At 65.1% G+C, this 1,064-nt stretch carries 1 protein-coding gene; it reads right to left on the bottom strand.

The window, feature by feature from the left end:
• Positions 1-78 precede the first annotated feature (78 nt).
• Positions 79-933 carry a transposase gene (locus tag ACLARN_RS44115; protein ID WP_409497455.1) on the bottom strand — a complete coding sequence of 285 codons (855 nt, stop codon included), beginning with the start codon at positions 931-933 and terminating at the stop codon, positions 79-81.
• Positions 934-1,064 lie beyond the last annotated feature (131 nt).

The following is a 1,064-nucleotide window of genomic DNA, read 5'->3' as shown; positions in this document are numbered from 1 at the left end:
TGGGGACTTTTCATCTTGGTCTTGGCTGGTGGGGTGGGGTTGACCGGGTGTGTTAATGCCGGGGTGGGGTGGTGCTTGTCAGATGTGCCGGGTGCGTTGTTCGTGCTGGATGAGCACGAGCAAGGCTCGTAGCAGGGTGCTGGCGTGGCGGGTGTGGAGTCGGAGTTTGTTCAGGATGCGCCAGGTTTTCAGGGTGGCGAACCCGGTTTCCACCCTGCTGCGGAGTCCGTTGAGGACGGTGTTGGCCGTTCTCTGTGGATCGGTGACGGGACGGTTGACCTCGGCTTTGTAGGGAGTGAGCACGATCTGATCGCGATCGTGCTGGCCGCGTAGGTCTTTGTGCCAGCCTTGGTAGCCCTTGTCAGCGATCGCCGCCAAGCCGTGGTGGTGCAGCCGGTCCAGCAGCCGATGCCGACGGGCGGCGGTGATGTCGGCTGTCTTGCCGGGAAGGGGCGGGGAGAGCCAGAGCAGCCGGCCGTGGATATCGGTGAGGGCTTGGACATTCAGGCCATGATGTTTGTGTTTGCCGCTGTAGTTCGGTCGGTTCGCGGTGCCGGTGCGCCGCCGGGTCGGGATCAGGGTGCCGTCGACGAGCACCACCGTGGCACCCGTGACAGCCAGGCGGGCCAGCACCCGATCCAGCCGCGGTGCCTTATCGGCCAGCACCCGGATGACGTCCAGGCCCCAGCGGCGGATGGTCGAGGCGGACACCTCGTTGCCGCCGGCCAGATCGGCCAGTCGCTGGTCATGGCGCAGCCAGGCCAGGGCCAGGATGGCTTGGCGGCCGGGAGTGGCCGCGCGCCAGCGTGATCCGATGTCTTTCAGGTACTGGCGCAGCAGGCCCGTGATCATGCGCAGCAGGCTGCTCGAGACCGGCAACGCGGCCTGGTAGACAATGGGACCGGAGCCCTCGACGGTTGCATCTTGCGTCACACCTTGATCAACTGTCGAGGGCTCCCTCACGTTCCAGCCACCACACTGACAGCTCCCCACCCTGTTACACCACAACCACAATCGCCGCTGTCAACCACACTGACCAGCCCCAACAGGATGAAAAGCCCCCA

It is taken from the genome of Amycolatopsis sp. cmx-11-12 (genome assembly GCF_046269425.1).
Taxonomy (GTDB): domain Bacteria; phylum Actinomycetota; class Actinomycetes; order Mycobacteriales; family Pseudonocardiaceae; genus Amycolatopsis.
The sequence above is the reverse complement of the archived record's forward strand: the minus strand, read 5'-3'. Positions and strand labels throughout refer to the sequence as shown.